Source organism: Candidatus Woesearchaeota archaeon (assembly GCA_030651375.1).
Lineage (GTDB): Archaea > Nanobdellota > Nanobdellia > Woesearchaeales > UBA12501 > JAUSFM01.
The window spans coordinates 13,528-35,405 of the sequence record JAUSFM010000004.1; the positions used below are offsets into that span (position 1 = coordinate 13,528).

A 21,878-nucleotide genomic window follows, 5' to 3' on the forward strand; every position below is an offset into this window, starting at 1 on the left:
GTTTGCGAACCGCATGAAACGAAAACTCGTTCGCCATGGAAACACAAGTCTGACGGTTTCTCTTCCAAAAAAATGGACTGATACCTTTCATCTTCAGAAAGGAGATGAAATTGAGCTTACTCCTCATGAAGACCAGATTATTCTTCAAGCAAGAGCAGGGAAAAAACCTGCAAAAAAAGGAACCTTGGATATTTCTCAACTCGGCTCATTAACTCGGCGGGCGTTTGATGCCATGTACAAATCAGGATACGATGAAGTTGAGGTGCTCTATACCAACCACCGCCAGCTTGGCGATGTTGAGCAGGCCATTGCGCTTGAAGCAATGACCTTTGAAATTGTCAAGCAAGAAAAAAATCGTTGTGTTGTCAAGGATATTTCAGAAGCAGAGACCAAAGAATTTGACGCACTGCTGCGAAGAACGGTTCTTCTCCTCAAAGTAATGGGTGAAGACCTCCTTGTTGCGCTCAAAGAGCGGGATTTTGAAACCATCCTCCTCATTCGAGACCTTGAAAAAACAAACAACAAATTCACTCATTTTTGCCGGCGGGCGCTGGCAATCAACGGCTATCCTGATCGCGGAAAAACAGTGTTTTTATACACGATTGTTGAACAGCTTGAAACCTGCGCTGACGAATTCAAATTTCTGTGCGACTATCTTGTTCAGCATCAGAAACTAAAAATCTCAAAAGAAGTCCTTGATCTTTTCCAGCAGGTCAATGCCACGATCGCTCTTTTTACCGAGCTCTTTTTGAAACATGACATTGAGAACGCGAAAAAACTGAACGATCTTAGAAAAAAAACAATCACCTCTGCCTTCTCGCTTTTTGAGGCAACGAAAGACCAGCAAAAAATTATCATTCATTATTTAATCAATATTGAAAGCATGGTGTTTGGCATGCTCGGGCCTTATCTTGCAACGGTGCTCTGATTACTCTGATTCGACTCATTACTGCCTGCGGAAACTGTCTCTCTGCGTTGAGCATATGCCTCATGCAACCTTTTTTGAACCGAAGAAAGCTCATCCCGATCAACACCAACCAATCGCTGGGCGTGTAAGGCTGCCCAACTTTCTTGCGAACACTGCCAATAATGGTCTGCTTCTTCAAGGCTTCCTTTTCCCCGTGCTCCCATCTCATGAAGTATATTTCCTGCCTGCAACAGATTGCGGTGCAGGCGTGCAACAAGATACGCGAAATCAAACAGGGCAGGAGTATCCGGATTGATCACTTTTCGCGTCAGGCCTACACACTGTTCTTTCACCTCGGGCGCTACGTTCAACCCGTATGAATCAAGAAGCATTGCGTCATCAAATAACAGAACATCATATCTCAGATTGTTAAAATCAAATGAAACAACCTGCTCGCCGTCAATGGCAAGGTTACCGGCAAAATTATCACGCAGCCAACCATAATATTCACCGGGCAGAGTGGTAAGCATCCGGCCAACCGTGTTGGTATACGCTTTTAGAAACCCAGCATCTTCAAACCCAAGCGCCCGCATCACTCGCCACGCATACATCTGCTCACCAATTTCACTGCGGGACGCACGCTCTTCAAAATGCTCATACATGCTCTCAACCTGGCGTTCCTGCAAAAACACTTTTTCATCAGGGCGTAAGATGGTTTCCAGTGCACGGCTGATGGCAAGTCGCTGGTGTGTTGCCTGTACCAGATACTGTGCATACTGTGTTTCATCACGGCCCGGAGTTTGCGCATACGCCATCAGAGGAACGCCGGAATATTCCACCGTAAGCTCAGCTCCTGACATTGAAATCGGTGTTGCAACAGAAAATTGTGAATGTTTTAACGCTTCAAGGACATTATATTCTATTTGGGTAATTCTTGCATCATCATTCACTTTGGTGACGATGCTTCGCCGCCCTGCACTTCTTGTTTTCTCTGACTCGACACTGAGTGTGTGCCACCGAACCTCTTCTGATCCGCGTCCGCGCATGACATCACTGTGGAGTATGACCTTGACGAGCTGTCCTTCATCTCCTACAAATTGAAGTGTGGTCTCACCCTGGTTTTCGACATCACTTCCATCGGCAGTTTGCTCGTTAACCACCGCACCATGGCGTGCATAGAGTTCAACTAAAAAAGCCAGTGTCCCTTGTGCCGGATCCAGTTTTTTAAACAAGTGGTGGGCTTGAGCATATTCTCGTGCGTCAATATGTGCACCTGCTTCTTGGTACACTGCTGTTTTTAATTTTTCAGGAAGTTCACGCTGAAATTCCAATGGCCAATACATTTTAAACCAACGCCCGATCTCATGCCCGTGTGCACGCAATGCTTCTGCTCCTCCACACAAGACGCGATACGAACGCAGGCGCGCCGCAGTTGTCATGTACGCATCAAACAGCTCAAAATCAATTCCACTCTTCTCTTTTGTTTCTTTCTTCAATTCTCTCCCTATTTTTTGCTCCAGAAGTTTTTTTGCTTCCCGTAATTCTTCAGGCTCTTCTTCAATAAACTGGGTGCAGCTTCGCACCAGGTTAATTTTTTGTGGTGCAGTCAACGTGTCATATCTGCCCAACAGCTCTGTTGCTTGTATCGACCACAACAAAGGAGAGTCATAGCCCATAATAATCCACTGCTCTCGTGCTTTCAGCAAGTCCCCTGTTTTGATATGCTCTGCCGATTGAAAGAACGCACTGGTTCGAGAGTGAATCATATGATACAGAAAACTATTGTTCCAGATTCGTTTTTCACGTGAGTAATCATTGTCAATCAATAATTGGGCAAACCGTTCCTGCCAACGCTGTAGTTCGTCAGGTTTCAAAAAAGTGTGTGGGTAACTGGTTTGTTCAAGGCGGCTATCAAGATGTTTCGAAGCCAGCGAGAATTGAGGGAAATAGCGCCCCATCACGGTTGCTAACAGAAGGTGGCTTCCGTCATGTTCGTCATGCGCACGCGTAACAATCGCTTCAGCAACCGCATAATCAACTGCCGGATCTCCCATGTATTTGGCAAGATGTACTGCTGGATTAAAATGAAGCAGAATATCAAGGGGCATACCTCCTAATTCAGGAGGCGTTTGCTTCAGAATGCGTTCAGTGATGACTTCATCAACTACATACTGCTTTATTGTAGCTATGCGAGCATCAATTGTTTCGGAGTGTTGTGTTCCGTTGGCGGATGGTGATTCTTTCTCATCTTCTGGTGTATCTTCTGTTCCTCCTTTCTTTTCTTGCATGCGCATGCGTGCATGCCACGTTAGAAAAAGAGATTCGACCAGCGGACTAAGGTGTGGATCAATGGGTTCATCAAACAGTTCTCGCCTGAATCCGCAATGATCCTTCAGCCCATGTTCTTCAATATGGCGCTCAACATTCATAACCTGCAGTTCAAGCACGTTTTCAAGCCCTTTTCTATCTACTGTTTCATAACACAATTGAGCATACTTTCTTTGGTATTCGGCAAACGCGAATCCAACCGCACCAAACGCAAGGTCAGCACAGATATGTTTATACTTTTCTAACAACCGTGTTTTTTCCTTCACTCTCTCTTGCGGAGGATTTTGTTCTTCAATCGTCATCATCAGCATGCGAAGGCCCAATGCGAACTCTGCATAGGGATCAGACGAAGAATCAAATGGATCAATCAGTTTTCCATATGCACCAGCCCACATCTGTGTTTTTTCAAGGCGTTGGTGTTTCGGTTCCTGTGCCTCATAGGCAACATCCGCTCCCACGAGCAAAAGCGAATCAATGACAGAAGCCCCTAACGCAAACGCAGGAAACAGCATCGAGGTTTCATCCCGCATGCTGAACGCGTGGGCATTTCGCGTGAGGTCCCAGCTAAATTCGTAACAAAACGCGCGATCAATTTCCTTTCGTGCCGCTTCTCCAAAATCAGGAAAATCTTCGCCAAGAGCATGGTGATGTGCCCGTTGGTAAAATGTATCTGCAACCTCTGCAGGAAGATGCGTGATGCGTATAAACTCGTCAAGCACTGCGCGCGTTTCTTCCTTGGTGCTTGCAAGGCTCAATTGGGCCTGAAGACCCTGCAAAAATTCAGCAACCTCTGCTTCTTTTGGCGTTAAAAAACCAGCGAGCATGCTTTTTTGCTCATCCGGAGGAAGGACGCTGAGCGCTACGACCTGTCCGGGTTGTTTATCATCTTCTGAGCCTGCTTCAGAATCTTTACCATTAAAAGAATAAAACACTTTTGGGTGTTCATCTGGAAAAAGAAAATGAAGCATTTTTTGAACAGGATACATCACGCGTTGACCATCCCATCTTCCTTCACTTGCAAGAACAATATATGCACCATCCGTCATTGTTTGTGCGGAATATTTTCTTCTCAACACCGGGTCTTCGAGGCGAAGGCCGTGCGGAAGCATGTACTGCAGGTGTCTGATAACGCGGGCATCAAGGGACATAAAAAATGAGGATAAGCAATGCCTTATAAACCTTTCCCTGATTCGCCGGATGTCTCGATGTGCTTCTCTTGCCTAACCTACGCTTCCCGTAATTCCTTCAGAAACCGTTCAGTCGTCTTGACGAGGTGCTCGGGCTGGGTCTTATAGATGTCGCAGAGTTTCATCAGTATGTCCTTTTCGCTGCCAGAATATTCGTCGGTGCTGCACAGCTCTTTGTCACCTGTTTTTTTCTTTTTCACTACATCTTTCCACTTGGTGAACAGTTCTTCGGCGCGGCTGGGCACCTGCGCAATGGCACAGGCGAGCAGGCGCGCGACCTGCTCAAGAATTGTGTGTTCATGGCGCTCTTCCTGCTGTGCAGCGCCGCCGGCAGTGTAGGTCAGCCGAACCACCCCATCTTGCACTTTTGCGGAGCTGAGCATTTTTATTTTTCCAACGTCAGCGGTGTTCGTGAGGTGTGTTCCGCCGCAGCACTCAACATCAATTTCCGGAATTTCAACAATGCGTAAATCTTTGCCGGGAACTGCGCCGCCCTGATAGATGGTCATGCCGAATTTTTTTTCTGCCTCATCGCGCGCAAAAAATCCGAGGCGTACCGGCATTCGTTCATGGACAATACGATTTGCTTCATCTTCAATTTTCTTCAGTTCCTCTTCAGTCACTGATTCATAATGCGTGATGTCAATATGCGCTTTTTCGGTTGTCTTTTTCGAGCCGGCTTGGTTGATATGGCTGCCGAGTATCCTCCGCGCCGCAGCGCCAACAATGTGGGTTGCCGTGTGGTGCTGGGCAAGTTGTTTCCGCCGCTCAAAATCAACCGCACATTCAACGGTTTCTCCAGCGACAAACCGTGTTGGCTCATGCTCAAGTACGTGCACAATCTTGCTTCCCTGCTTGAATACATCAACCACGCCGTAGCCGCCGAGTGTTCCGATGTCATGCAGCTGGCCGCCGGATGTTGGGTAAAAAACAGTTTTGTCCAGCACGACCTTGTTTCCGATAATTTTAATTACTTTTCCTTGGCTCGTTGTTTTGCGCCAGTCATCAAAGTACAATGCTTTGGTGTCCGGTACGTCATCAAGGTCAAGCTGTTCCTTTTTTTTCGTTGCGTGCTCCTGTTCCATTTGCGTGTGGCGCTCTGCCACCAGCGCATAAAAGTTTTCTGGCACATTCGCCGTGATGCCTGCCTGTGCAGCTTCCTCGCGCACGAGTTCTGGGGCAATACCATTTGAATCGTAGAGTTCAAGCAATTTTTCCGTGGTCAAGTTTTCTTTTTTTGCGATGAGGTGGGCAACAATGGATTTTGTTTTTTGTTTTGTGTTTTCATACCGGTTTTTTTCAACTTCAAGAATTTTCTGCACACCGTCAAGGTGTTCGCTGACCTCGGGGAACAATGGTTTCAAATACTCTGCGTGCCAGTCGCAGATCGTGGGAAGGTCAAGTTCCCATCCATACTGGTCAATAAACGCGAGCGCCCTGCGGAGAATCACGCGCAGGTTGTATCCGCCGGCAGTATTTGACGGCAATGCTCCGTCGCTCAGCGAAACGAGCAATGAGCGCGCATGTTCCCCGACTGAAAACAGCGCGGCAAGCGGAAGAATTTTTGCCTTGAGCTCTTTGGCATCAACGCCGACTTTGTCAGCGACAAATTGCCATGTTTTGTTGATGTCTTCAACCTCGTCGATGTTTAGATACGATGAATACGGCAGGAACCGCTGGATGAGCTCCTTGTTTTTTTTCGTCGTGTCAATGCCGGTTGCGTGGAACAGTTTTTTGCACACCGTCGGAAACGTTGTTTCATAACTTGTTGCCGTGCCCTGCGTGAACCACGCGTTGCGCTCGTGGCCCATGCCCATGTCCAGCACACGGAGATTCAAGGGCTTCGGCCCGCTGGGCGCGTTTTCAAACATCATGTACACCTGATTGCCCAGCTCAAGGCCCCGTGAAAAAAATTCCATGCACGGCCCGAAATTTCCGCCGCCTGCCCACGCGTCCTCGTGGAACGTGATTTCATTGTTCGGCAATCCAAGTCCCTGCGTCAGCCACGTATGAATGTCTCTGAAATATTGCGCTTGATCCCATTCTTTTTCCGTGACAAACGCGTGCTGGCCAATCATCACAAAGCCAGTATAGTGTGCGCCGGTAATGCCGACGTTGTCAATGTCGTTGAATCTCAAACAGAACTGCGGCACGACCAGCTTTTTTGCAGGTGGCTTCACTTCGCCGCTGACGACGTAGGGTTGAAAATCGTAAATTGATGCCTGCACGAAATCAGTGTCATCTCTCCATCTCGCTACAACCGGATAGCGGTCGATGGGAGTGTAACCGAGTTTCTTGAACAACTTTGAAAATTCCTGCCATGTTTCGATATAATCCATCTTCTTTTTTGCCGGGCTCGTTCCGAAGAAGCCGAATCCGCCGGCGCATGCCGGGTCGCCGCAATGCATTTGGCCGACATTGACGCTCCAGAACCAGGTGCCACAGGCGCATTGCCTTCGGCAGAATCCCTGCTCTTTCAGCACGCCAACTGCGTAATATTTTTCTGGATTCTGCGACGCGGTTTTTTTGAATTCTTTTTTGGTTTCCTTGTCGGTGGGCATGGAACAAGAAATCTATTTGTCGTTTAAAAAGTTAGTGGAAGAAGTGATTGTGTTTTGAAAGCAGATACTTTTATAAGCAACTTCTTTTTCCCTCTGTTTATGAATCTTAGATCTGTTGTACTGACGGGAGTGACTGAAGCAGAATTTTTGCGATTGCATCAGGCCCATTACGAAAGACCATGGGAAGATCGTGGCTCAAACTACCTGTTTGCGAAAGTCGTACAAGCACGAGCATATCTTGACTATAAAGCGCTCCTCACTGAATTTCGCAGTCAACCTCATGCTTTTCGTGTTGCTTTCTTTAATCCAGAAAAAAATGAGAACCGTGGAGCTTGGGAGCATGTTTCTCTTGACATGCTTACCGACGAATCAATAGCGCGAATAAGTGAAGTTGCTCAACCAAACCCATTTCAAAAAAGTTCTCTTGAGTTAGTATATTGGAATCCCCAATATAAATCGTACCATTCCACCCGAACACTAACCATTGGAATTGAAAAAAGAGATGGGTATATTGTTCCTTGCAGAGTTTTTGTTCCCAAAGGATACGGTTCTGAAGTTTCATGGAATGGACGACCCCTTTTTCCCGGCAGAAACAACCGCGTTCTCGCACTGACCGATCCGGCGCATCTTGACGTACGGCTCTAAAACACTCCCTTTTTCGCCTGAACCCTCTTTTCAAGAAAAACTTTATATTCTCGAGCTGCTTCACCTGCCGTATGAAGAAAGGCATGGCCTGCATGATATGCGAAGCCGGCATTGGCCGGTTTACCTGTGACCTCTGCGGTTTGCTTGCCTGCGCAGACTGTTTTGACCGCGCGAAGAATATGTGCGTGCAATGCAGTGGCGGGAGACGGGTATAACAATTCTAAAAAAAGAAGAAAAAATAAATTAATTATCGAAGAGTTCTTTCAAGGCCGCCTTCTCTTGTTTCAACCCGTGTTCTCTGTCCGCCTCGCCGTTCATACACTCCAGTTGGACCTTGGTATTCGACAGGGCGTCGAGCTTGTGCAGCTTGCGCATACACATCATCCTTTCTTTCACCAGAAGGAAGAGCTGGTAATCCTTGTTCTTTTCTTATTCGCAGGTAGACTTCTTCTCGGTGTATCGGGTACTCTACTCTATTGTCTACCGGTTTTCCGGTTTTTGCGTCAAGAATTTCAATGCCCACCCGTGTTTGTCTTCCCCGTACTTCACGAGTTATATACCTCACTAAATATTGTCCTCCTGGAAGAGGCATAACAATTGATTCCCCTGGTTTTCTTGTTACTGTCAACATTCTCAGCACACTCCATATTGTTTTTACTGTTATTTCTCTTGCGCGAAACAGAAATATATAAAAGTATCTTTTTATACTGCGTCATCCCAAATAAGACATCTGACTTCCGTGACTGTTCGCTCAAAATCATCTTTGGTAAACCTGCTGACGTCGCTAAATCGCGCATTTGCTTCTTGAGCAATCTCATCGAGCCGTTGCACACGCCACTGGTTTTCAAGAGTGACAACATCTTGATACACTGTTGCCGGGAAGCGTTCTTCGTATCTTTTTATTGGACGGTCTCTAAACGAGCGTGCAACTCTCTCCAAATTACCCCGCTCAAGTATCATTCCTTTGCCAATATATTCATTGAAATAATCCTGGCTCATTCCTGTTCCTGGCCATATTTGGGGTATCTGTTCCATGCAGATGGTATTCCGGCGTTGCTTATTAACCTTTCCAAACTGTTTTTTCCGTGTACGAGGTTCAGACATAAGTCATGCCCTATACACTTTTTATGGTGCTGCACACAACAAGGTATAAATCCAACCTCTTCTTTTTGGCTGTCATGGCTACCACTGCGACTGACAACTACGACTCTATCGTCTTCGGCATGCTCGGCGGCAGGAAAGCGTACGAGCAATCAATCGCTGCTCTCGTTTCATTTGTCCAGCTTCAGCCCGATGAATCGGTGCTTGAGCTGTGCTGTGGCACGGGCATTTCCACGGGAGAATTATTGCGCGTGAACCAGAATATCACTGCCGTTGAATTGAACAAAGAGCGTATCCAGCGTGCAAAAGAATCGCTGCCGCCAGAGGTGCGCCTGCTCGCCAAGGATGCGCTTGAGCTCACGCCGGAAACCGACGGACGCTATGATGTCGTCATGTGCATCAATGGTTTCTATCATTTCAACGAGGCTGATTTTTATGCGCTTGCCGAACGCATGCTGAAGCCCGGTGGCCGCCTAGTATTTAATGCCAAACTCAAAGACCACAACGGCGTTCCGCCCATTCATCAAACTCTGACTGATGCCATCAGTCGTATAATTCACGAGATGCGCCTTTTTGGGCGTAATCCTGTCCAACCTACTTTTATTGATAGGTCGTACATTAAGTCGGCTATTGAGCCAGAAACATTCACGGTACCTCCTCCGTTCATTATGTCACGCCACGAAGCACAGGCATTCTACTTTGACGACAGCGAGAAACGGCGTACGTATTACTCATATTGGCGCAGCTACTTTTTTGGCCTCATACAACAAGACGATCCGGGAGATTCTGCTATTCCCACCAGCAGGCCATGGTGGCTCGCAACAACATTTGAAGATAAGTTTGATTCAGTGTGGTACAACATTCCCCCTGAACGTATGCTCGCTAAAGCAGAACTTTTCATCGAAGCACGCATTCCACCACAACGTTAATATATCCATCTGTCTTTATGTTGTGTATGGGACTGACCGACGTCTTTCAAAGAAAGAACAGAAGACTTATTGACTATGTCGACACCGACAAAGGCAGAGTTATCTACACCTCTGCTTGGCCGAAGACCCAACGCTTGGTTCCCGGAGCGCCGGATGAAACGTATGATCCCACTCCCTCGTTGCCGCCACGGCCCGGGCCGATGGAATACATTCCAGAACCTGAACCGTCTCATCTGGAGAAAGCGGTCGCCGAGCAAGGGCAGGCAGCTGCTGAATTCAGTGTTGAACTCAGCGTGCGGGTTCCTAGCAAATATTCCTCACCGTATTCTTCATCCTCCTTCCGAAGATTTCTCGGTTGTTCCAGTTTAATATCACTCGCCTCGCTGGCTGGAAGCGTGATGATTGGTATGTACGATACTTCGCCTCAAAAACTCATGCACGCGGCAGCTACGTTTGTTGGAGGAACATTGGTTGGTGTACTTGGTGGGCTGTATGGAGTGTACGGGATAGAAGGATTTTCTTTGAGGAAAATAAGACCGGACTATCACCAGACACCATCAGTTTCACCCGAACAACACCCTCCCTCTTCCGATCAGAACATATCGCTCAATCCGTAACCATTACCAACCATCAGATTTATATATTACCTCTTCCTTTCTTAGGTCTGACAGAGAGAAAGAGCGCGAGAAAAGAGCCCAGAAAAACCCCTTTCTCACCGCATTAAAACAATACAGGTGACCTTGGCTGCATGGCTATAAAAGGCATTAAAGGGCTTTTACCATCACTCCGCGAGAAAAAGCGGTATGTGGTGTGCGAGGTTCTCTCGGAAAAGCCGATGACGGACCGAAAACCAATCACGAGTTCCATTCTTTCGACCTTTCTCTCCCTGTTCGGTGAGGCAACTCTTGCCAAGGCAGGAATTCAAACAATTAATGATTACAACGCGGAAACCCAGCGTGTCATCCTGCGCATTGCCCATACGGCCGTGCAGCAGCTGAAGTCTGCGCTGCTCCTCGTGCGCACCATTAACGGCCAGCCCGTGATTGTGCGCAGCGTGGCGGTTTCCGGCATACTAAAAAAAGCAAAATCGCATGTTGCCTAAAAATAATAAGTATAGAGGTGTTTCAATGCAACCAATGAGCCATCAAGTAATGGGATATGATCGGGCAATCACCATGTTCAGCCCAGACGGACGCCTGCTCCAAGTTGAGTACGCAAAAAAAACCGTCAAGCAGGGCTCAACCGCCATCGGCATGGTCTGTTCAGACGGCGTTGTGCTCATCACCGACAAGCGCATTGTTGACCCGCTCGTTGTGGCAGAATCCGTCGAGAAAATATTCAAAATCGATGACCACATGGCGGCAACCGCATCCGGCATCCTGTCCGATGCACGCATCCTTATTGAACGCGCACAAGTCAAAGCGCAGCAACATCACGTAAGTTTCGACAGCCCCACCGACATCCTGACCATCGTCAAGGACATCTGTGACCTGAAACAAATCTGCACGCAATCCGGCGGCCTCCGGCCGTTCGGTGTTTCCTTGCTGATTACCGGCGTGGACAACAACGGCCCGTGCCTATACGAAACTGACCCAACGGGAATATTTTTCCAATACTACGCAGCCGTTATCGGCGAAGGCGACACTGAAATTGAAAAAATCCTGCAAAAGGAACACAACGCGGCCCAGCCGGTTGAAGAGGGCATTAAGCTCGGCATTCGAGCGCTAGCCCGTTGCGTTGAAGGCATCACGCTTGAGCGCATTGACTGCGCCTACATCACGACGCAGGAAAAGAAGCTCATCAAGCTTCCCCGCGCAAAAATTGAAAAAATATTCAAAGACGTCAAAAAAACAGCGCCGAAATAAAAACAAGTAAAAAATAAATAAATAAAAACGTGAATAAGTGAAACCATGAGCACCAAAGGACGACAAACCATGGACCATGAGCGTGTCCACTTTAACTTGGCGCGCTTAAACAAAGGCGGCAAACGATTTGAAGTTGCCATCGAGCCAGATCTCGCCATCCAATTCAAGAAAGGAAGCGATGTCGCGGTCCACGACGTTATCAGAAGTGAGCACATTTTTGCCGACGTCAAAAAAGGGCTGCGCGCAGAAGAGACTGCGATGAAAACGCTGTTCAACACGACCGACGTGCTTGAAATCGCAAAAAAAATCCTGACTGAAGGAGAACTGCAGCTCACCGAAGACTACCGGAATTCGCTTCGCGCGGAAAAGCACCAGAAAGTTATTGAGCTCATCTGCAGAAATGCGATTGACCCAAAATCAAACCTTCCACACCCGCCGCAGCGCATTGAAAACGCACTGCACGATGCCAAAGTTCGCATTGACGAGTTTAAGACTGCCGAGGAACAGCTCGACGCAGTCGTCGAAAAACTCAAGCCACTCATTCCCATACGAATCGCGGTCAAACAAATCGAGATAACCGTGCCGAACCCGCACGCGCCAAAAGCGCACGGCATCATAGCGCCGTTCGCCAAGCCACAGCGGGAATCATGGGGCAACAATGGGAGCTATACCTGCATTGTTGAAATCCCCGCAGGGCTCGAGCTTCAGCTGTACGACAAGCTGAACAGTTTCACGCGCGGCAGCGTGCAGACAAAAGTGCTGAAGCAATAAAAAAGTTAAAAAGCAAAAAAGTCAAACCGCAAAAAAACACAAAAAAAGTAACAATCAACAACCAACGAAAAACACGAAAAACAAACAATGGTGAATCACATGCTTGAAAGCAAAGAACTACTCAAAGAAAAAAAAATAATGGAAAAAACAATAGAAGGAACTGACGCGCTCGTGATGAGCGACCGCTCGGTCGTCGTACCCGGTGATGTGCTCGCCACCGGCATGAGTTACCTGCCGTCGCAAGGAACGTACCGGCTCGGTGATAAGCTCCTCGGCGCACGCCTCGGCATCCTCAAAGTTGAGGGAAAAGTGCTGCGCGTGATTCCGGTTTCCGGCGTCTATTACCCGAAAATCGGCGACATGATTGTCGGCCAAGTCATTGACATTCTCATGAGCGGCTGGCGTATCGACACGACATCACCCTATTCAGCGGTGCTGCCTCTCAAGGACGCAACTACTTCATTTATTGAAAAAGGCGAAGACTTGAGCAAATACTTTGCACTCGGTGATTATGTCGTGTGCAAAATAACAAATGTCACCAGCCAAAAACTGGTTGATGTCACGATGAAACAGCCTGGGCTGCACAAGCTCAGCGGCGGCCGCCTCATCACAGTGAACCCCGCCAAGGTGCCGCGCATTATCGGCAAGCAGGGCTCGATGGTTTCGCTTATCAAAGAAGCAACCGGCTGCAAGATCGTCGTCGGACAGAACGGCATTATCTGGTTCGAGGGCGATCCGCAAAAAGAAATTCTTGTCGTTGAAGTGATTGAAAAAATCGAAAAAGAAGCGCACCTCTCCGGCATGACCGAAAAAATAAAAGAGCTGCTCGAGAAAAAACTCGGCATCACCATTGACATGAACACAATCATGGCAAAGGCGCAGGCAGAGCGGGAAGCAAGTTTCCGCAGCGACCGCGGTGAATTCAGGTCTGAACGGTTTGACCGGCGCGACGGCCCGGGCGGTCGTGGTCCCGGAGGCCCAGGAGGCCCCGGCGGCTTTGGTGGCGGCGGCGATCGACGAGGCTTCGGGCGCAGCAGCTTCCGACGAAGATAAACAAAACAATACACGGTGATTATTATGGCTTACACAAAACGAATTGACGGACGAAAATCATTCACGGAATTGCGTGAAATGGAAGCAAAAGCAGGCATCATTCCGCGCGCAAACGGCTCGGCGCTGTTCCGCATGGGCAAAACAATCGCCTATGCCGCAGTCTACGGCCCGCGCGAACTGCACCCTAAATTTTTGCAGGACCCGAAATGCGGCATACTCCGATGCCACTACAACATGATGCCGTTTTCCGGCTCCGGCGAGCGCATCCGGCCAGGGCCCAGCAGGCGGTCACGCGAAATTTCGCTGGTGACTGAAAAGGCGCTTCGCCCGGTGTTGAACCTTGACAATTTTCCCAACGCAGTTGTCGACATTTTTATTGAGTTTCCGCAAACCGATGCGGGCTCGCGCTGCGCAGGCATTTGCGCCGCATCCATTGCGCTTGCAGATGCAGGCATTGAAATGAAAGACCTTGTTGCGGCGGTCAGCGTTGGCCGTGTCGACGATAAAATGGTCGTTGACCTCAACTATGACGAAGAGGCCTACGAAGGCGGCCCGGTTGCAGACATTCCGCTTGCGTTCATTCCAAGCACGGGCGAAGTAACCCTGCTTCAGATGGACGGCGAGATTGAAAAAGCCCAGCTTATCAAAGGGCTTGAAATGGGCAAGGAAGCAATCAAGAAAATCGTCGAGCTTCAGCGAAAAGCACTGCGCGAAAAATACGCGTCAGAGACTGTTGGCGATGATGAGGAAGTAACCACCTCCCCAGCACATGCGCCTGTATCAGACGCACCCGATGCATCATCGGGCAATCAAGACTACTAATCAGGTGAAATTATGGAAAACGAAAGCATGAAACAACATCTCATTGAATGCCTCCAGCGCGGCGTCCGCTACGATGGGCGCAAGCTGAATGAATTCCGGCCGGTCGTGGTCGAACGGGGCATCTCGTGCAATGCAGAAGGATCTGCACGCGTCAAGCTCGGCAAGACTGAAGTCGTTGCCGGCGTCAAATTGATTATTGATAAACCCTATCCGGACACGCCCGATCAGGGCAGCCTGATGGTTAATGCAGAATTTTTGCCCATGTCCTCTCCCAATTTTGAGTCAGGGCCGCCAGGCATGCCTGCCATCGAAGCAGCACGTGTTATTGACCGCGGTATTCGCGAGTCAAAAGCAATTGATGTCTCCAAATTGTGCATCAAAGTCGGCGAAAAAATCTGGATGGTCTCCATCGACATCTGCACCATCAATGATGATGGTAACATCCTCGATGCAGGAGGCCTTGCTGCGCTTGCCGCACTCAAGGACGCGTGCTTCCCGTCCTACGATGGCACCGAGCTTGATTACAAAAAGAAAACAACAAAAAAACTTCCGCTGGACAAATACCCATTGCCCATTACCGTCTACAAAATCGGCAAGGTGCTTCTGGTTGATCCGTCGCCGGAAGAAGAAGCAGTGTGCGATGCGCGGCTGACCGTGACCACGATGAAAGGTGGTGAGCTGTGCGCGCTCCAAAAAGGCGGCGACAAGCCCATGTCCATTGACGAAATCAGTACGATGATTGACTTCGCGCTTGAGAAAGCAAAAGAGCTTCGCGAACTATTCATGTAGGTGACGCACATGGAAAAAACCACTGAAAAATACACAAAATACGAGCGGGCACGCATGATTGGCAGCAGAGCCCTCCAGATTTCCATGGGCGCACCGCCAATGATGACCCTCGACAAAAAAGCGCTTGAGGCACTCCGGTACAACCCGCTTGAAATCGCAAAACAAGAGTTTGAGCTTGGTATAATCCCTCTAAAAATAAAGCGGCCCCTGCCAGGCGACAAGAAGCGAAAAGTCAAGGATAAGAAGGAATAATTTTACTGTTTTTTTTCTTTTTATACTTTTTTTTTATGGCTCTCTTTTTGGTATTTTTTTACGGTATCCTTGTTATATGCTTGATTTGATAATCTTCATAGTCTTCGGGAGGTGCTTCTTTTTCTTCTGTTTTTTTCATTTCTTCTTTTGTTTCTTTCGCCTCTTCTGCTTCACCAACTTCTTTGAGCGCGTCAATCGCCTGTTCCCTCGGCGTGCCGGTTATTTTGGCGCATTCCTCTTTGAGCTGCAATTCAACCGTTGCCATCTGCTCTTCAGTGAGCTGGCGTGGAAGCCAGACAAAACTCAATTCGTCGTTTGACATTCTCGGAATGACATGCACCATGCAATGCGCGCTTTCCTGCCCTGCCGGTACACCGTTGCAGATGAGCACATTGGTTCCCTGCGCATGAAGGGCGTCAAAGAGCGCCATTGAAATTTTGTTTGCAACCACATACAAGTGCGCTGCCATTTCGTCCGGCACGTTTTCAAGAATCGGAAAATGCGCTTTGGGCATGACCACAACATGCCCGGGTGTTGCCGTGGGAGATGCCAGCACGGCAAATACTTTGTCGTCTTCATAGATGAACGGCTTTGACGGCAGGTCAAGGATTTTGCATTGGTCGCAGTTCATGGTTTTTGTCTCACGCAAACAGTTTTGCTATGCTGTCAAGGCTTTTTTCATTGCTGGCTTCTTCGCCTTTTTCTTCGTTTCTTTCTTCTTTCTCTTCATCTCCACCGAGCATTTTTGCCATGCTCCTTTTCAGCACGGTTTTGAGGCCTTCTGCCTCTTTTTCATCAAGCTCTTTTTTGGGCAGGTAAAACGCCGTAACTCCATCCCCTTCTCTCCGCGGGATGATATGCACCATACAATGCTGGGCTTTTTGTCCGGCGGCGACGCCGTTGGCAAGAAATATATTTGTGCCTTCTGACTTGAACGCTCGAAGCATGGCATGCGATATTTTTTTTGCCGCAACACTTATTTTTTTAACGACGTCATCAGGCATGTGGGGCATGACTGCGTAATGTTCTTTTGGAAGCAGCAGCACATGGCCGGGATTTGCCGGGTTGATATCAAGAATTCCCATGCATGCCTCATCTTCATACACTTTTTTTGACGCGACCTTTCCGGCGATGATATGGCAGAAAATGCACTGCTGTTTTTGGAGTTCAGCGATCTGCTCGGGCGGAAGCTGGGCGTGTTGTTCTTCAGTGAGCTGCTGCATACCCTAATTTAATGTGCAAGAAGTTTAAAAAGGTTGTTAGCACAAACTTTATAATCCTGCCATCGCTTAAAACAAGCATGGTCAAACTCGTGCTTAACATCACTAAAACGCTGGAACAAAACGCAGCGGACTATTTTGAAAAAGCAAAAAAGGCAAAGAGAAAAATTGAAGGCGCCGAGGGCATGCTCGAACGGGCAAAAGCGAAACTGAAAGTGCTGGTTGAGAACGAGCTCAAGGAAGAATATCCTCCTGACGAAATCGAAGAAGCCCAAAACCGCCGGGAAAAAAAAGCGCAGGAGCAATGGTATGAAAAATTCAGGTGGTTTGTCTCATCAGAAGATTTTCTTGTCGTTGGCGGCAGGGACGCCACGACCAACGAAATCGTCATCAAAAAGCACACAGACAATAACGATGTCGTGTTCCACACCGACATGGCAGGCAGCCCGTTTTTTGTGGTAAAATCAGAGGGCAAAACACCCGGTGAACTAACACTTCAAGAAGTTACCAATGCTGTTTTCACGTTTTCCCGCGCTGCGAAATTGGGTCTTGCCACAGCGGGTGTTTTTTGGGTGACTCCTGCACAGGTTTCAAAACAGCCGAACCAGGGCGAGTTTCTTCCCAAGGGCGCGTTCATGATTCGCGGCAAGACAAATTATCTTTCTCCCAGTTTTGACCTTGCTATCGGCCTCAATGAGGACGGCAAAATTATGGCTGGGCCGCGCGCAGCAGTAAAAAAACACTGCGAAAAACAGCTCGTTCTTGAGCGGGATGAAGGGGCAAAACCGTCTGACACCGCGAAGCGCATTCGCCACATTCTCGGCGGCGACCTTGATACGATTATCCGCTGCCTGCCGTCTTGCGGCGCGAGCATACAGAAAGAGAAATTTCGCCCATCAAAAAATAATTAAAACTTCGGCATCGGCGGCATTTTGTAGGATGCCACTGGTTTTCTTTCTCCGATTATATCTTCGGTGTACGCATGCGGTTTTGGCGTGACGCGGTCAATCAGCTCTATCACAAAATAAAACAGCGGGAAAAACAATACGATCGCGAGGAAATACTGATAGCTCGGCGTGATAAGCCCGTACACAAACGGCGTGAACATCGCCAGCACATACGTCACTTCGCGGATTCTTCCAAAGTAGCGGATAAACGGCCTGCCCTTGATCCCATACACAATAATGATAAGCCCGTATGCCAGCGCGAGTGCAGCTATCGCATACTTGCTTGCCACGAGCGACGTAAATGTTCCGTTCGGTGCACGCAGCTGAGTGGTGAGCTGACGTATCCAATCAATGCCGACCCAGAACGGTATGACACCATTGCTGATGGCATTGCCGAATGAGGTACCTTCTTTTTCCTGAAAGAATTCCGCGAAAAACCAGCTTAGCCATATCGGCACAATAATCCACACCGTATTAAGATTAGTGAAGGAAATAAAAAATGCCTCAAACCACATCTTCAGCAAGCCCCATAAAAAAGTGAGAGCGCTGAGGGCGATAGTTTCGATGGCCATATATCATATCCTGTATGTTTTATTTTATAATGTTTGTGATGAATTTCAGCATACAAAATAAAAGTGCGAGGGAGGGGATTCGAACCCCCGAACCCACTAAGGGACAGGATCTTAAGTCCTGCGCGTTTGACCGGTCTTCGCTACCCTCGCCTGAGAATACAGTGATTTTATCGTGTTTAAAAAGGTTTCTTAGACTTCTGAAAAATCCGATTTAATGCTTCTCCTCTTTCAGTTCTTCCGCAATCTTTTCCTGCGCCTCCTCTTCTGCCTTAACCGCTTCAATGCGGTACTGATAGATTATCATCGCCGCGCGTAGCTGTTTTGCCAAATCTTTTGCATCGGACACGACCGTGCCGCCGAGGCTGGGCCGCTCGAGCTTGTAGATAAACTTGTCAATAATTTTTCGAATCAGCGCAAATTTTGGCCGGGATTCCCAGCGCGCCTTCAAATGCGTCATCAGGAAGCCGTTGAAGACAATCTCCACGTCGCCTTCATTGAGCGTGACGTGGCGTCCGTCAATACTATATTCCCGTTCAATCATATGGTTTCCTGCTATCACCACATCAAGGACTGATATATGCAGGGGGGTGAATTTGCGGTGGAGCTGGAAGCTGACCACGGATGTTTTTCCATCCTTTGCAACTTTGTGTTTCTGACTGATGATCTCTTTTTCATATTTGTTTACGCGGCACCATGCTTCAACCAATTCAAGAAGCTCTTTGTACCTGAACGGTCCATTGTACCTGATAATCATCCGGTCAACATAAATCTCGCGTTCCATGTCCGAGAGCAATTCGAGATTGAACCGCTCTTCCCGTGACGGCGAATAGTCCGGGTCAGTTGGTTTCATGCCATGCATGGTGATATCCATCGTTTCACTCCTCATTACTCAACTTTGTATTGGCTTGCGTTCAGATAGCTACTCAGCGAAAAATACAAATCATTCGCGTGATCCGTCAGCATATTAATATATTTTTTCGTGATGTACCAGTTGAAGTATCGGTCGAAAATGTCGCGGATGAACGTGAGCAGGGGATGGCGGTCCCAGTACCCCTCATAATCGACGATAAGGTACCCAGTAATCTGGATGTCAATGCTGCCGTGGTTCATTTTTCTCTTCTCACCACGCACCATGATCTCGACTTCTTTCATATGCTGGACTGTTATAACAATTTTGAAGACTCCTTTAAAATAATCCGTGTACTTTTTCCAGGGCAGGAATTCAAGGTCAATATTTTTTCCCTTGTCCGTTACCATCTCCTCACTGCGATGCTCTCTCTTGTCATAAAACTTGTCGCGCTGCCAGAAGTCAAGAATGCGAAAGAGCTCACGGTAATTAAAATAGCCCTCATACGATATCTTTTTGACAATGTATTTTTGTTTTTCGCCCATCCGTGCACCTTACCACATGTCATCAAAGATGTCGCTGTGGGATTCCATATCAAGGAATTGCTTGATGCGCTGCTGGAGCTTTTGCGCATTGTACCACAGCTTGTCTTGATACACGGTACTGATGTCTTGGCGCATTAAAAAATAGTTGTAAAACGTGCGCCAGAGCCGCTTGGCCTTTGAGTCTTCCCACTGGCTCAGGTAATCTAATTCCACTTCAGCACGGATGTCAATAAGCATACGTGCCCGCGTTAATTTTCTCTTTTTGCCGTTGCGGAGCGTCTCCACATAATTGACATCCCACAGGTGGATAAATGCATAGACGTTATTGCGGACGTAGTCATTGAGCGGGCGTTCGCCTTTCCAGGTAATTTCAATCTCATTTCCCAGCGGCTTTGTTTTTTCCTTATAACGCGTCTCAAAGAAGGTGTATTTTCGCTCCTCATACCACGAGCGCATGACGCGGTACAGCCCATCAAAATCAAATGCCCCTTTGTACCGAATGCGGTTCATCGGCTCAAGGGAAGTAATTATCGACACAGCGTCACCTCACGCTGGCTATCAACAAAACGGTGTTTATAAATATTCCTATGCGATTTATGCAGTCACTAGAATTTCTACGTCTCTGCCAAACACTCGCTTGAGGTCTTCAAAAATGGGCTCTTTGATAAATGCCTTTTGAAGGAGAGTAACCGTTGCAAGGTGTTTTTCAAATTCTTCCGGCGTTGTTTTTTCCAGTGTGCCGAGGCTGCCGTCTGGCCGCAGGGGCGCTTTGCTGTACTGTTTTTCTTCTTGGTCAATGTCGTGGATAATAAATGCAACATCCCCTAACAGCATGACCTCGCCATATTTCTCGCCATACTTGACACGGATGCGTGTTTTTTCCAGCTCCCGGCCGCGCATGCGCTGGAGGTATTCAACCATAAACTGGGTGAAATGCGCTGCTTCCTTTTTTGTTTTTTCAATGTCTGCCTTGTTGAGCGTGCCGGCATCGTATTGTTTTTTCGCCTGCATAATCTCATGCAGTATGCGGAGGTATTTTTGGGGAATTTTTCCGGCGTGAATCATCTCCGCCTCAAATAAGGTAATCATCTCATCGTCTTTGACGCGCTCAACGCCTTCAAGCTTGAGCAGGTCGCGGATTGCCGTGACCACATGCTCATAACTGTGGAGCATGGTTTCTTCCTCTTTCATTTTCTCAAGCTGGGTAAAGAGCCGTTTGATGCGTTTCAGGTAGTCGTCTGCATCACTCAACAGCTGGTCAACTTCTTTGCCCGTCAAGGTTTGTTTTGTGCCGTGCTCAATGTCTTTGCGGATTTTGATGTTGTTCTCGAGGATTTTGATGTATTTTTCTTCAAGGATTTTTTCTTTTTTGACAAAAATTTCGTGCATGAGCTCCGGCGTTTCTTTGGGCGTTGGCGGTGGCACGCCGTACATCATCAATGCGGCCTGTGACGGTGTGAGAATGGCGTAGAACGTATCTTCCATACCTATGTCTTTCAGCTTGAATTCGACGCGCTTCAGCATCTGCTCGCCACTGGACATGTACATGTCAATGGCTTCCATTGAGGGCTTGATTTTGCCCATGCGCAGCAGCTGTTTCCATGGCATGAAAATGCCACGGTCATAGAACGGCACGCCATCGCGGAGGAAGGTGAAAATAATGGGGTTAGCTTCCTTGATGGATTCCCAAAAGTCCGTCAAAATGTAGACTTGAATGTTGATTTTGTTGCGGATGCCGGTCATTTCGCCGGCTTCAACGCCCATGCCAATGATGATGGCGCGGAGCTTGTCTTTGAGCTCTCCCCTCGTCATTTTCTTGACATCAGTATCGTCGATAACAACGAAGACGTCAATGTCCGAGCTCTTGGTCGCGCGGCCCTGCGTGAGCGAGCCGGCAAGCACATAGCTCACGATATACTTTTCGAACTTTTTCAGCACCATCTTCTTGTGCACTTCTGCAATCTTGATGGCTGCGAGCATCCCAGTATCGTGCACCGGCGCGGCAAGCGCGAACAGTTCGAGCAAGTCGTATTTCGCGTCGTAGCACGACTGCCAGACTTCTGAAAGAATGATGGTTTGCGTGACAAAATTCTTGTTGATGTCTTCGCCGATTTTTTTGATGATGAGCGCGAGTTTGTCTTTGAGTTCAAACTTCGGCATGCGCTTGCTGTCAGAGTCATCGACAAGAATAAGCACATTGACTTTTTCGCGCTCCGCAGGATCCTTTGCCGGAGGCAGCAGGGCAATGCCCATGATATACTGGTCGAATTTTTCCAGCACTTCTTTCTTAAATTTTTCCAGCTCGTCTTTTATTTTTTTGAGCTTTTCCTGCACTTCCGGCGGCAGGTTTTTTGCCATGTCTTGCAGTTCCTGCTCGGTTGGTGCAGGCGATTCGGTTGCAGGCGCTGCGGGGGCTGTTGCCAGCGGGCTTTCCGGCTGTTCATCTTTTTTTTTCTTTGCCATAATTATCAGTACTCTCAGTATACATGAAAAGCGTATTTAAACACTTATATACTGGAGAATATAGATGTGCGACA

At 48.0% G+C, this 21,878-nt stretch carries 24 protein-coding genes and 1 tRNA gene; 13 read left to right on the forward strand and 12 right to left on the reverse strand.

Translation table 11 applies throughout. From position 1 onward, the window contains the following. The first annotated feature begins 13 nt into the window (after nucleotides 1-13). Nucleotides 14-928: an AbrB/MazE/SpoVT family DNA-binding domain-containing protein gene (locus Q7R76_01490; GenBank protein MDO8642247.1), complete on the forward strand. Its 915-nt coding sequence runs from the start codon at nucleotides 14-16 to the stop codon at nucleotides 926-928. Here Q7R76_01490 and Q7R76_01495 read toward each other — a convergent pair. Together Q7R76_01495 and alaS are read right to left on the reverse strand one after the other, a co-directional pair. Next, nucleotides 907-4,383 (reverse strand): hypothetical protein, encoded by a 3,477-nt coding sequence (locus tag Q7R76_01495; protein MDO8642248.1) that lies wholly within the window; start codon nucleotides 4,381-4,383, stop codon nucleotides 907-909. The two genes, Q7R76_01490 and Q7R76_01495, sit on opposite strands and share 22 nt — an antisense overlap. 77 nt (nucleotides 4,384-4,460) lie before the next feature. Next, nucleotides 4,461-6,983 (reverse strand): alanine--tRNA ligase, encoded by a 2,523-nt coding sequence (gene alaS, locus Q7R76_01500; protein MDO8642249.1) that lies wholly within the window; start codon nucleotides 6,981-6,983, stop codon nucleotides 4,461-4,463. Nucleotides 6,984-7,082: 99 nt separating this feature from the next. Between alaS and Q7R76_01505 the strand changes: the two genes are divergently transcribed. Further along, the gene (locus Q7R76_01505) at nucleotides 7,083-7,628 is read left to right on the forward strand and encodes a hypothetical protein (protein MDO8642250.1); all 546 of its coding nucleotides are present in this window, start codon (nucleotides 7,083-7,085) and stop codon (nucleotides 7,626-7,628) included. A gap of 71 nt (nucleotides 7,629-7,699) precedes the next feature. Next, complete coding sequence (locus tag Q7R76_01510; protein MDO8642251.1) at nucleotides 7,700-7,843, forward strand: orotate phosphoribosyltransferase; 144 nt, start codon at nucleotides 7,700-7,702, stop codon at nucleotides 7,841-7,843. A gap of 32 nt (nucleotides 7,844-7,875) precedes the next feature. Here the strand turns inward: Q7R76_01510 and Q7R76_01515 are convergent, their stop codons facing one another. Beyond that, nucleotides 7,876-8,220 carry a hypothetical protein gene (locus tag Q7R76_01515; protein MDO8642252.1) on the reverse strand — a complete coding sequence of 115 codons (345 nt, stop codon included), beginning with the start codon at nucleotides 8,218-8,220 and terminating at the stop codon, nucleotides 7,876-7,878. Between the two features lie 110 nt (nucleotides 8,221-8,330). Next, complete coding sequence (locus tag Q7R76_01520) at nucleotides 8,331-8,663, reverse strand: hypothetical protein (protein ID MDO8642253.1); 333 nt, start codon at nucleotides 8,661-8,663, stop codon at nucleotides 8,331-8,333. Nucleotides 8,664-8,806: 143 nt separating this feature from the next. Between Q7R76_01520 and Q7R76_01525 the strand changes: the two genes are divergently transcribed. The 9 genes from Q7R76_01525 to Q7R76_01565 all read left to right on the forward strand — a co-directional run bounded on the left by Q7R76_01525 (nucleotide 8,807) and on the right by Q7R76_01565 (nucleotide 15,210). After that, nucleotides 8,807-9,658, forward strand: a complete 852-nt coding sequence (locus Q7R76_01525) for a class I SAM-dependent methyltransferase (GenBank protein MDO8642254.1) — start codon at nucleotides 8,807-8,809, stop codon at nucleotides 9,656-9,658. 26 nt (nucleotides 9,659-9,684) lie between these two features. Continuing rightward, nucleotides 9,685-10,275, forward strand: coding sequence for a hypothetical protein (locus Q7R76_01530; protein ID MDO8642255.1), 591 nt, complete (start codon nucleotides 9,685-9,687; stop codon nucleotides 10,273-10,275). 131 nt (nucleotides 10,276-10,406) lie between these two features. Continuing rightward, a complete protein-coding gene (locus tag Q7R76_01535; GenBank protein ID MDO8642256.1) occupies nucleotides 10,407-10,760 on the forward strand; it encodes an Rpp14/Pop5 family protein in 354 nt (117 codons plus the stop codon). Between the two features lie 25 nt (nucleotides 10,761-10,785). Beyond that, entirely contained in the window at nucleotides 10,786-11,523 is a 738-nt protein-coding gene (locus Q7R76_01540) for an archaeal proteasome endopeptidase complex subunit alpha (GenBank protein MDO8642257.1), read from the forward strand. A gap of 45 nt (nucleotides 11,524-11,568) precedes the next feature. After that, entirely contained in the window at nucleotides 11,569-12,294 is a 726-nt protein-coding gene (locus Q7R76_01545) for a ribosome assembly factor SBDS (protein MDO8642258.1), read from the forward strand. 99 nt (nucleotides 12,295-12,393) lie between these two features. Beyond that, on the forward strand, nucleotides 12,394-13,347 hold the full coding sequence (gene rrp4, locus Q7R76_01550) for an exosome complex RNA-binding protein Rrp4 (GenBank protein MDO8642259.1): 954 nt from the start codon (nucleotides 12,394-12,396) through the stop codon (nucleotides 13,345-13,347). Nucleotides 13,348-13,371: 24 nt separating this feature from the next. Further along, nucleotides 13,372-14,169 carry an exosome complex exonuclease Rrp41 gene (locus Q7R76_01555; protein ID MDO8642260.1) on the forward strand — a complete coding sequence of 266 codons (798 nt, stop codon included), beginning with the start codon at nucleotides 13,372-13,374 and terminating at the stop codon, nucleotides 14,167-14,169. 12 nt (nucleotides 14,170-14,181) lie between these two features. Then, the gene (rrp42, locus tag Q7R76_01560; GenBank protein ID MDO8642261.1) at nucleotides 14,182-14,958 is read left to right on the forward strand and encodes an exosome complex protein Rrp42; all 777 of its coding nucleotides are present in this window, start codon (nucleotides 14,182-14,184) and stop codon (nucleotides 14,956-14,958) included. A gap of 9 nt (nucleotides 14,959-14,967) precedes the next feature. Further along, nucleotides 14,968-15,210 (forward strand): DNA-directed RNA polymerase subunit K, encoded by a 243-nt coding sequence (locus tag Q7R76_01565; GenBank protein ID MDO8642262.1) that lies wholly within the window; start codon nucleotides 14,968-14,970, stop codon nucleotides 15,208-15,210. 58 nt (nucleotides 15,211-15,268) lie between these two features. Here the strand turns inward: Q7R76_01565 and Q7R76_01570 are convergent, their stop codons facing one another. Beyond that, entirely contained in the window at nucleotides 15,269-15,841 is a 573-nt protein-coding gene (locus tag Q7R76_01570) for an HIT family protein (GenBank protein MDO8642263.1), read from the reverse strand. A gap of 10 nt (nucleotides 15,842-15,851) precedes the next feature. Next, nucleotides 15,852-16,433, reverse strand: a complete 582-nt coding sequence (locus Q7R76_01575; GenBank protein ID MDO8642264.1) for an HIT domain-containing protein — start codon at nucleotides 16,431-16,433, stop codon at nucleotides 15,852-15,854. A 77-nt stretch (nucleotides 16,434-16,510) separates the two neighbouring features. On the opposite strand from Q7R76_01575, the gene Q7R76_01580 reads away from it, so the two are divergent. Continuing rightward, the gene (locus Q7R76_01580) at nucleotides 16,511-17,341 is read left to right on the forward strand and encodes an NFACT RNA binding domain-containing protein (protein MDO8642265.1); all 831 of its coding nucleotides are present in this window, start codon (nucleotides 16,511-16,513) and stop codon (nucleotides 17,339-17,341) included. On the opposite strand, the gene Q7R76_01585 is transcribed toward Q7R76_01580, so the two are convergent. The 6 genes from Q7R76_01585 to Q7R76_01610 form a co-directional block, all read right to left on the reverse strand. Beyond that, the gene (locus tag Q7R76_01585; GenBank protein ID MDO8642266.1) at nucleotides 17,338-17,949 is read right to left on the reverse strand and encodes a hypothetical protein; all 612 of its coding nucleotides are present in this window, start codon (nucleotides 17,947-17,949) and stop codon (nucleotides 17,338-17,340) included. The genes Q7R76_01580 and Q7R76_01585 overlap by 4 nt on opposite strands. Nucleotides 17,950-18,013: 64 nt before the next feature. Continuing rightward, a tRNA-Leu gene (locus Q7R76_01590) sits at nucleotides 18,014-18,099 on the reverse strand. Between the two features lie 61 nt (nucleotides 18,100-18,160). After that, nucleotides 18,161-18,820, reverse strand: a complete 660-nt coding sequence (locus Q7R76_01595) for a hypothetical protein (protein ID MDO8642267.1) — start codon at nucleotides 18,818-18,820, stop codon at nucleotides 18,161-18,163. Between the two features lie 14 nt (nucleotides 18,821-18,834). Then, a complete protein-coding gene (locus Q7R76_01600) occupies nucleotides 18,835-19,341 on the reverse strand; it encodes a hypothetical protein (protein MDO8642268.1) in 507 nt (168 codons plus the stop codon). 9 nt (nucleotides 19,342-19,350) lie between these two features. Further along, on the reverse strand, nucleotides 19,351-19,878 hold the full coding sequence (locus Q7R76_01605) for a hypothetical protein (GenBank protein ID MDO8642269.1): 528 nt from the start codon (nucleotides 19,876-19,878) through the stop codon (nucleotides 19,351-19,353). A gap of 57 nt (nucleotides 19,879-19,935) precedes the next feature. Then, on the reverse strand, nucleotides 19,936-21,804 hold the full coding sequence (locus tag Q7R76_01610) for a nucleotidyltransferase domain-containing protein (protein MDO8642270.1): 1,869 nt from the start codon (nucleotides 21,802-21,804) through the stop codon (nucleotides 19,936-19,938). Nucleotides 21,805-21,878 lie beyond the last annotated feature (74 nt).

Coding starts and splice junctions, on each gene's coding strand:
- Q7R76_01595 (MDO8642267.1), bottom strand. CDS start 18,820: ATGGATATCACCATGCATGGCATGAAACCAACTGACCCGGACTATTCG.
- Q7R76_01520 (MDO8642253.1), bottom strand. CDS start 8,663: ATGGAACAGATACCCCAAATATGGCCAGGAACAGGAATGAGCCAGGAT.
- Q7R76_01515 (MDO8642252.1), bottom strand. CDS start 8,220: ATGCCTCTTCCAGGAGGACAATATTTAGTGAGGTATATAACTCGTGAA.
- Q7R76_01545 (MDO8642258.1), top strand. CDS start 11,569: ATGAGCACCAAAGGACGACAAACCATGGACCATGAGCGTGTCCACTTT.
- Q7R76_01505 (MDO8642250.1), top strand. CDS start 7,083: ATGAATCTTAGATCTGTTGTACTGACGGGAGTGACTGAAGCAGAATTT.
- Q7R76_01610 (MDO8642270.1), bottom strand. CDS start 21,804: ATGGCAAAGAAAAAAAAAGATGAACAGCCGGAAAGCCCGCTGGCAACA.
- Q7R76_01570 (MDO8642263.1), bottom strand. CDS start 15,841: ATGAACTGCGACCAATGCAAAATCCTTGACCTGCCGTCAAAGCCGTTC.
- Q7R76_01540 (MDO8642257.1), top strand. CDS start 10,786: ATGCAACCAATGAGCCATCAAGTAATGGGATATGATCGGGCAATCACC.
- Q7R76_01575 (MDO8642264.1), bottom strand. CDS start 16,433: ATGCAGCAGCTCACTGAAGAACAACACGCCCAGCTTCCGCCCGAGCAG.
- Q7R76_01585 (MDO8642266.1), bottom strand. CDS start 17,949: ATGGCCATCGAAACTATCGCCCTCAGCGCTCTCACTTTTTTATGGGGC.
- rrp4 (MDO8642259.1), top strand. CDS start 12,394: ATGCTTGAAAGCAAAGAACTACTCAAAGAAAAAAAAATAATGGAAAAA.
- Q7R76_01490 (MDO8642247.1), top strand. CDS start 14: ATGAAACGAAAACTCGTTCGCCATGGAAACACAAGTCTGACGGTTTCT.
- Q7R76_01600 (MDO8642268.1), bottom strand. CDS start 19,341: ATGGGCGAAAAACAAAAATACATTGTCAAAAAGATATCGTATGAGGGC.
- Q7R76_01525 (MDO8642254.1), top strand. CDS start 8,807: ATGGCTACCACTGCGACTGACAACTACGACTCTATCGTCTTCGGCATG.
- alaS (MDO8642249.1), bottom strand. CDS start 6,983: ATGCCCACCGACAAGGAAACCAAAAAAGAATTCAAAAAAACCGCGTCG.
- Q7R76_01555 (MDO8642260.1), top strand. CDS start 13,372: ATGGCTTACACAAAACGAATTGACGGACGAAAATCATTCACGGAATTG.
- Q7R76_01530 (MDO8642255.1), top strand. CDS start 9,685: ATGGGACTGACCGACGTCTTTCAAAGAAAGAACAGAAGACTTATTGAC.
- Q7R76_01565 (MDO8642262.1), top strand. CDS start 14,968: ATGGAAAAAACCACTGAAAAATACACAAAATACGAGCGGGCACGCATG.
- Q7R76_01495 (MDO8642248.1), bottom strand. CDS start 4,383: ATGTCCCTTGATGCCCGCGTTATCAGACACCTGCAGTACATGCTTCCG.
- Q7R76_01510 (MDO8642251.1), top strand. CDS start 7,700: ATGAAGAAAGGCATGGCCTGCATGATATGCGAAGCCGGCATTGGCCGG.
- Q7R76_01580 (MDO8642265.1), top strand. CDS start 16,511: ATGGTCAAACTCGTGCTTAACATCACTAAAACGCTGGAACAAAACGCA.
- rrp42 (MDO8642261.1), top strand. CDS start 14,182: ATGGAAAACGAAAGCATGAAACAACATCTCATTGAATGCCTCCAGCGC.
- Q7R76_01535 (MDO8642256.1), top strand. CDS start 10,407: ATGGCTATAAAAGGCATTAAAGGGCTTTTACCATCACTCCGCGAGAAA.